Source organism: Intestinibacter sp. (genome assembly GCF_022780145.1).
Classification (GTDB): Bacteria; Bacillota; Clostridia; order Peptostreptococcales; family Peptostreptococcaceae; genus Intestinibacter.
In genome coordinates, this window is sequence record NZ_JALEXO010000065.1 from 1 (window position 1) to 7,181 (window position 7,181).

7 protein-coding genes are annotated in these 7,181 nt (G+C 28.7%); 2 read left to right on the forward strand and 5 right to left on the reverse strand.

Annotated elements, in window-relative coordinates; all coding sequences use genetic code 11:
- Nucleotides 1–453 precede the first annotated feature (453 nt).
- The 3 genes from MR593_RS02505 to MR593_RS02515 all read right to left on the reverse strand — a co-directional run bounded on the left by MR593_RS02505 (nt 454) and on the right by MR593_RS02515 (nt 2,609).
- Nucleotides 454–1,398 (reverse strand): IS3 family transposase, encoded by a 945-nt coding sequence (locus tag MR593_RS02505; protein WP_331474720.1) that lies wholly within the window; start codon nt 1,396–1,398, stop codon nt 454–456.
- The gene (locus MR593_RS02510) at nt 1,335–1,847 is read right to left on the reverse strand and encodes a transposase (RefSeq protein ID WP_290686652.1); all 513 of its coding nucleotides are present in this window, start codon (nt 1,845–1,847) and stop codon (nt 1,335–1,337) included. Before MR593_RS02510 ends, MR593_RS02505 begins: the two co-directional genes overlap by 64 nt.
- 240 nt (nt 1,848–2,087) lie before the next feature.
- Nucleotides 2,088–2,609, reverse strand: coding sequence for a GNAT family N-acetyltransferase (locus MR593_RS02515; protein ID WP_290686653.1), 522 nt, complete (start codon nt 2,607–2,609; stop codon nt 2,088–2,090).
- Nucleotides 2,610–2,828: 219 nt separating this feature from the next.
- Between MR593_RS02515 and htrA the strand changes: the two genes are divergently transcribed.
- Complete coding sequence (htrA, locus tag MR593_RS02520) at nt 2,829–3,917, forward strand: serine protease HtrA (RefSeq protein WP_290686655.1); 1,089 nt, start codon at nt 2,829–2,831, stop codon at nt 3,915–3,917.
- Nucleotides 3,918–4,108: 191 nt separating this feature from the next.
- Nucleotides 4,109–4,798 carry a PepSY domain-containing protein gene (locus MR593_RS02525; RefSeq protein WP_290686657.1) on the forward strand — a complete coding sequence of 230 codons (690 nt, stop codon included), beginning with the start codon at nt 4,109–4,111 and terminating at the stop codon, nt 4,796–4,798.
- A gap of 67 nt (nt 4,799–4,865) precedes the next feature.
- Here the strand turns inward: MR593_RS02525 and feoB are convergent, their stop codons facing one another.
- Complete coding sequence (feoB, locus tag MR593_RS02530; protein ID WP_290686659.1) at nt 4,866–6,785, reverse strand: ferrous iron transport protein B; 1,920 nt, start codon at nt 6,783–6,785, stop codon at nt 4,866–4,868.
- 13 nt (nt 6,786–6,798) lie between these two features.
- Complete coding sequence (locus tag MR593_RS02535) at nt 6,799–7,017, reverse strand: FeoA family protein (RefSeq protein ID WP_290686661.1); 219 nt, start codon at nt 7,015–7,017, stop codon at nt 6,799–6,801.
- Nucleotides 7,018–7,181 lie beyond the last annotated feature (164 nt).

A 7,181-nucleotide genomic window follows, 5' to 3' on the forward strand; every position in this document is an offset into this window, starting at 1 on the left:
AGTCTTTTTAGGGTTTGTTTTGGATATTATTTCTCCGATTACTTTTATCCTCATATCAAATAACCTCCTTTTCTATTGTATTTTTTAATAACTTTTAGTTTGATATTAATTTGATACATAAGAACCTACTTTAGCAACACCACCAACCTTTTAATAACACTCAGTTCGATATTAATAACAAATTGAAAACAACATATATTCTTGTATTAATGTCTTTTAATAACACTTAGTTTCATATTAAACGTAACATAAATATGACCTTTTTTAATAACATTCTTGTTTTATATTTAAACATAAATATGACCTAGGCTTTTATATTTATACATTTCTACTAAAATTTATAAATTCCTTCATTAAATAAAAATATTTTTAATCATTAACTTTTATACTAAAAGCTAAAAATCACCTATTTTGTGGTGAACCCATAAAATTGGACAATATAATTTAGATTAATTATAAGGCTTGATTCCTTGCTTGTAAAGGAGTTAAGCCTTTTAGTTTAACCTTTATCCTTTCTTCATTGTAATATTTAATATATTCTTCCATTGCTTCTTTAAGTTGATCTAATGTCTTAAATTCATATTCGTGTCCATAAAACATCTCATTCTTCATTTTTCCAAAGAAATTCTCCATTACTGAATTGTCAAGACAGTTTCCTTTTCTAGACATTGATTGAAGAATGCCTTTATCTTTTAAAATTTTATGATAAGATTTCATTTGATACTGCCAACCTTGATCACTATGCATAATCAGACCTTTAAGATTGTCGTATTTACAGAATGCTTGATTAAGCATATTGGTAATTTGAGCATAGTTTGGAGATTCAGAAATATCATAAGAAATAATTTCATCATTATACATATCTAGAATTGGAGACAAATATAATTTGCCTGATGAAATATGAAATTCTGATACATCTGTCGTCCATTTTTGGTTAACTGATGTTGTTGAAAAATTACGCTTGTAAATTGTTTTATGATTGATTTCATCTACTTCCTTATCTAATAATAAATTCTTTACAGTTCCATTTAGATCTCCTTTATATGATTTATATTTTGCTTTTGGAGTAATGCCATATAATCCTAACACTTTCATTAATCTTTTAACTTTCTTGTGATTGATATTTTCTCCTTGTTTTTTAAGTGTTAAAGTAATCCTTCTATATCCATATCTACCCTTATTTTTTTCAAAAATAGTTTTTATTTTTGTTTTTATTTCAGCATCTTTATCTTCTTTATTCATTGCTTTTACAGTATAGTAATAAGAAGATTTAGACATATCTAATACCTTAAGTAGTATAGACAATGGATATTTTAGCCTTAGTTCATTGATTACTATTGTTTTTTCTTTATTTGTGGCTTGTTTCTTTGTAGAACTAAGGCTTTCAATTTTTTTAATGCTTCTACCTCAGCTTCAAGTTCTAAAATCCTGTCTTGTTGTGATTTTATAATTGCATCTTTATCATTTAAATCAATTGGGTTTTCTTTTTTCTTCATTGATTGTGGTCTTCCTTTCGATTTCTCTTTAAGACCATCATACCCTAATTCTTCATATTTTTTAAGCCATAATCTGATATTTGAACGTTCAATATTATATTCTATAGCTAATGAATTCTTAGATTCTCCATTAATAACACGAGTTATTATTTCAAGTTTTTTCTCGGGTGAAAATTTTCTTTTATTTTGTTTTATTAGAACTTGTTCACCATGTACTTTATATTTTTCTATTAACATTTGAGATACTTTTTTTGAAACATTAAACCTTCTAGCTATTTCTATATATCCTATATGTTCCTCTAAATGCAGCCTAATCATTTCCTTCTTGTCTTCGTATGTTAGTTTAGCCAATTAAAAAACCCCTCCTGTCGGCGCTAATATATTAAATATATTGTCCAACATTTGGGGTGCAGTCCAGGCCATGAGAGTGGTTTAGACAAATAATGTTTAATTCATTTTTTTAGAAGCTACTACTCTAGTTCCAATAGAATTGTAGTTCTCTTTTTTTATATTATACTCTATTTTTACGTTTATATTCAAGTAATCAGTTTAATTTTTATAATAATATAATTTTAAACTTATACCAATAATTTATAAAACTAATTCATATAAAAGAAAATCAGTCAAACCAGTATCTTCATAGAAGAGTTTTAGAGTTTCTATATATTTAAATCCCATAGATTCATATAATTTTGAAGCAGGTATATTGCCACCTAATACGTCTAATCGAATAGCTTTAATATTTTGGCTCATACAGTAATCAATTGCCTTTTGGACCATTTGCTTTGAAATCCCTTTACCCTGTTGTTTTACAGATACACCAAGTGCATGTATAGAAATTATTTCTTCTGGTGTTGCACTTATATTCCAAGAAGCAGTTTCATACCCATCTGTACATTCATGGTTCAAAATCATAGATGCAACAACTGTTTTATCTATTACAGCTATAAATAATTCATCGTTTTGGATGGCGTTTTGTACAGCTTCTCTTGTTGGATATACATCTTTCTCCCATCCAGGTTTAAATTCAGAGCCCTTCATATCATCTGTTATATCGTAGTAAAATTGCATTACATCGTTTAATTCACTTATTTTTGCTTGTCTTATTTCCACAAAAACACCTCCTATAAAATTCTATTTAAATAGTATACTATTTTGTGGTAAAATTTGTTGTATTATCAAAAAATTTTATATTATTTTTAAGCTATTAAGTTTAAATTAAGATTGATACAATATAATAAAAACATAGAAAAAAGAAAGATATTTTAAAATATTTATTTAGTACATAAATTATTTGAGTAAAAAATATTGTAGATATAGGAGGGATATTTTATGTCAAAGAAAAAAAGTATAAGTTTAGTTATAATAGTGGCAATTATTTGTTCCGTTTTAAGTTCACTATTAACAGTTGTAGTAGTAAATAAAACAGGTATTTTAAATGGAACAAGTAACAGTCAAGGAACGAGTTCACAGATAGTAATAAACGACGATGGAAAGACAACAAATGTATATCAAGCAGTAAGTAAAAAAGCATTGCCTTCAGTTGTAGGTATAACAACAACTACAGTAAGTAGCGATAACTTTTTCTCTATGCCTACAGAATCAACTGGTGTGGGTACAGGAATAATAGTTGATTCAAATGGATATATACTTACAAATTCACATGTTATATCTGATGGTCAAGCCAAAACAGTAAATGTATTATTTAGCGATGGAAGTACAATAGATGGTAATGTGGCTTGGTATGATTCACAACTTGACTTAGCAATAATTAAAGTTGAAAAAACAGGTCTTACAGCTGCAGAGCTTGGAGATAGTGATAAGGTATCTATAGGAGATATATCAATAGCTATAGGAAATCCATATGGACTAGATCTAGCAAGTACAGTTACACAAGGTATAATCAGTGGATTAGATAGAACTATATCAACTGAAGAAACTACTATGACAGGCCTTATCCAAACAGATGCAAGTATAAATGCAGGTAATAGTGGTGGACCATTATTAAATGAAAGTGGTCAAGTAATAGGTATAAATACTGCAAAGGCTTCAGAAGGTGAAGGTCTAGGATTCTCAATACCTATAAATACTGCAAAACCAATAATAGAATCAGTAATAGAAAAGGGTAGTTATGAAAAAGTAACATTAGGAATTAAAGGTACAGATGCAGAAACATATGCTAAATATACAAATCAACAATTAAGCTCTGAATCAGGAGTATACGTTTCAGAAGTAATATCTGGTTCAGCAGCAGAAAAAGCTGGTATAAAATCTGGAGATATAATAACTAAGATAGATGATGTAGATTTATCAGTAATGTCAGATTTAACAAAGCAACTGTATAATTATACTACTGGAGATAAGGCTCAAATAACTGTAAATAGAAATGGTAAAGAAATTAAACTAGATGTTACTTTTTAAAAATTTAAATAAAGATTATTAGATAAATTAGGAGCTATGATACTAAAAATAGTGTGTAGCTCCTTTTTTAGTTGCGTTTTTAGAAAAATATTTTTTATTTTAAAAAAAGTACCTAAATTTTATATTGAGTATGTATTTAATAGTAAAAGAAAACAAAACAAAAAAATATGAAAATTTAGGAGGAAAACAATATGAAAATAAAGAGAAATATAGCAATAGGTTTAGGGGCGATAATGATAGCAGGGATATCTATATCAGGGACATCTCATATATCGGCAAATGCTCAAAATAAAGCAACATCTAAGACTACAGCACAGCAACAAGCTACTATAACAGAAGCAGAGGCAAAAGAGCTAATAGCAAAGAAAGTTCCAGGTGCAGAGATAATAAAATTTAAACTTGAAAAAGACGATGGAATATTACAATACGATGCAACATTAGTAAAAGATAATATGGAATATGATATAGATGTAGATGCTAATACAGGTAAAATATTATCTTTTGAAAAAGAAGTATATGATGAAGAAGATAAGTTAGAAGACCAAGCTATAAGCAAAGACAGCAATAAAGATGAAAATACAACTGAAACTAAAAATAATTATATAAGCACAGAAGAAGCTAAAAAAATAATGAAGAATAAGGCTCCAGAAGCGACATTAGTAGATTTCGAATTTGATATGGATGATGGCAGAGCAGAATACGAAGGCGAATTAGTTGGAAATAATGTCGAATACGAGATAGTTTTAGATGCAATAACAGGTGATGTTATAGAGTTTGAAAAAGATTATGATGATGACAGATATGATGACGATAGAGATGACGACGATGACGATGATGATATATATGACGATGATGTTGACGACGATAGAGATGACGATTAATTCAAAAAATAAAGCTTAATATAGTAATATTTGATCAAAATAAAAGCTGGAATATTTTAATTCCAGCTTATTTTGAGTGATTGCTACATTTTGCCGTACAAGAAGAGCAATCACAGTGGTGACTTGAATTTAATTTATTGTTTTTAGAATAGTAATTTAATAAAACTATAGTAGCTAAAATTACAATCAAGAAAGCAATAAATTGTGCTATAGATACATTTGTTTGGCCGAATACTATTAAAGATCCAACGAAGTTAAAAGCAAATCCCACAATCCATGCTACTCCAAATTGGTAGAATAGAGAAGCGAACATCATTTTATTTCCATATTCCTTTCTCATAGTTGCTAAAGTCGCTATACATGGAGTATATAAAGCACAGAAAATTAAAAAAGTATAAGCAGTTATAACAGTAAATACACTAGTAAGTCCAGTAGATAAATCGCCGAATAAAATTAAAAGTGTATTTACAACAACTTCTTTAGCTCCTAGACCAGTTAGTAAAGCTACTGATATTCTCCAATCACTAAATCCTAATGGAGCAAAGATAGGAGCGATTATTTTTCCTAAATAAGACAGGAAGCTTTCATTTATATTTTCTGTAAATCCTCCTAGGTTAAATGAAGATAATGCCCATATAGCAACTGACATATAGAACATTACAGTTACAACCTTGATTAAAAATCCTTTTGATTTGTTCCAAGCATTTTTTAAAAGTGCGCTCAATGTTGGAATTCTGTACTCTGGAAGCTCTAATACAAATGGTTCTAATTCTGTTTTGTAAATTGTTTTATTTAAAACCAATGCTACTAATATAGCGACTACAATTCCCAGTATATATAGAGAAGTAGTAACTATCGCTGCGTTTTTATCAAAAAATATGCCTATAAATAATGCATAAATTGGTAATTTAGCTCCACATGTCATAAGTGGAGAAATCAATGCAGTTATTTTTCTATCCTTTTCACTCTCTAAGGTTCTAGTTGCCATTATAGCTGGAGATGCGCATCCTATACCCATAACCATTGGTATAAATGCTTTACCAGATAAACCAACCTTGCTCATTATTTTATCCATAAGAAATGCTGCTCTAGACATATATCCACTGTCTTCAAATAGTGAAATTCCTAAGAATAAAACAAATATTAATGGGAAAAATGGTAATGTACCACCTAAAGACCCTAATATACCATCTACAATTAATGATCTAAACCAAGGACTAGCATTCACTAAAAGTCCATCTACAGGTGTTATGATATAATTTTCTATAAGTGTAGTAGCTAAATCCTGTAGAGGTCCTCCTACCCAATCAAAAGTAAATTTAAATAATAAAAGTAAGATTCCTATAAATATTGGGTAAGCTAAAATTGGATTTAAAACAAAATTGTCAATTCTATCTGTTATAGATTTTTTATTTTGAGTATCGTGTATAGTACATCTTTCTAAAATTGCATCTATTTTTTCGTAAGTTTCGCTTTCTGTTCCGAAGTTGTCTATATAAGAAGTTTTTTTATTGACAGAGCTTCTTATAATTTCTTCTAGATTTTCAGTTCCGCTTTTTTTCTTAGCTATAATAGGAACTATTTTTACGCCGAGCTCATCTGCAAGCTTATCGTAGTCGATTTTTATTCCCTTTGTTTCTGCTAAGTCGAGCATGTTTAACAGTAAAATAATCGGTTTATTGTACTGCATAAGTTGAGTAGTTAAATATAGGTTTCTAGACAAATTAGACGCGTCCACTATATTTAATATTACATCTACATCTTCGTTTTCTAAAAAGGCTTTAGATACCTTTTCTTCGTTTGAGAAAGTATCCATAGCGTAGATTCCAGGTAAATCTACAATTTTAATATCTTTTTTTAGATAGCCTTCTTTTTTCTCAATAGTAACTCCTGGCCAGTTTCCAACGTATTGGTTAGAGCCTGTAAGCAAGTTAAATACGGTTGTTTTTCCTACATTTGGGTTTCCAAACAACGCCACATTAATCAATGACATCACTCCTTTATTTAATACCTATATTCTTAGCATCGTTTTTTCTAAGTGCTAAGTTTAAGCCTCTAAAATTTATAACTATAGGATCTCCAAAAGGAGCAACCTTTTTTACTGCTATTTCAGTTCCATCTATACATCCTAGTGCAAATAATCTTTTAGCTAAGCGTATATCGCCATTTATATTATTAATAGTCGCTTTTTGACCAACCTTTAAATCGTAAACAGTCATCATTAATACCTCCTAATGAAATCCATTTTCAATAAATTATTATACTTATATAATAATCATTGTATTGAAAAAAGTCAAGTTTTCTAATGATATAATTATGTTAAAAATATATAATAAATTTAAATCTAAATTTTCTATAAATTTTTTCAAAAATAACCAAAAAG

Excerpts from the sequence above, each read along its gene's own strand:
- htrA (WP_290686655.1), top strand. The coding sequence starts at position 2,829 with ATGTCAAAGAAAAAAAGTATAAGTTTAGTTATAATAGTGGCAATTATT.
- MR593_RS02525 (WP_290686657.1), top strand. The coding sequence starts at position 4,109 with ATGAAAATAAAGAGAAATATAGCAATAGGTTTAGGGGCGATAATGATA.
- MR593_RS02535 (WP_290686661.1), bottom strand. The coding sequence starts at position 7,017 with ATGACTGTTTACGATTTAAAGGTTGGTCAAAAAGCGACTATTAATAAT.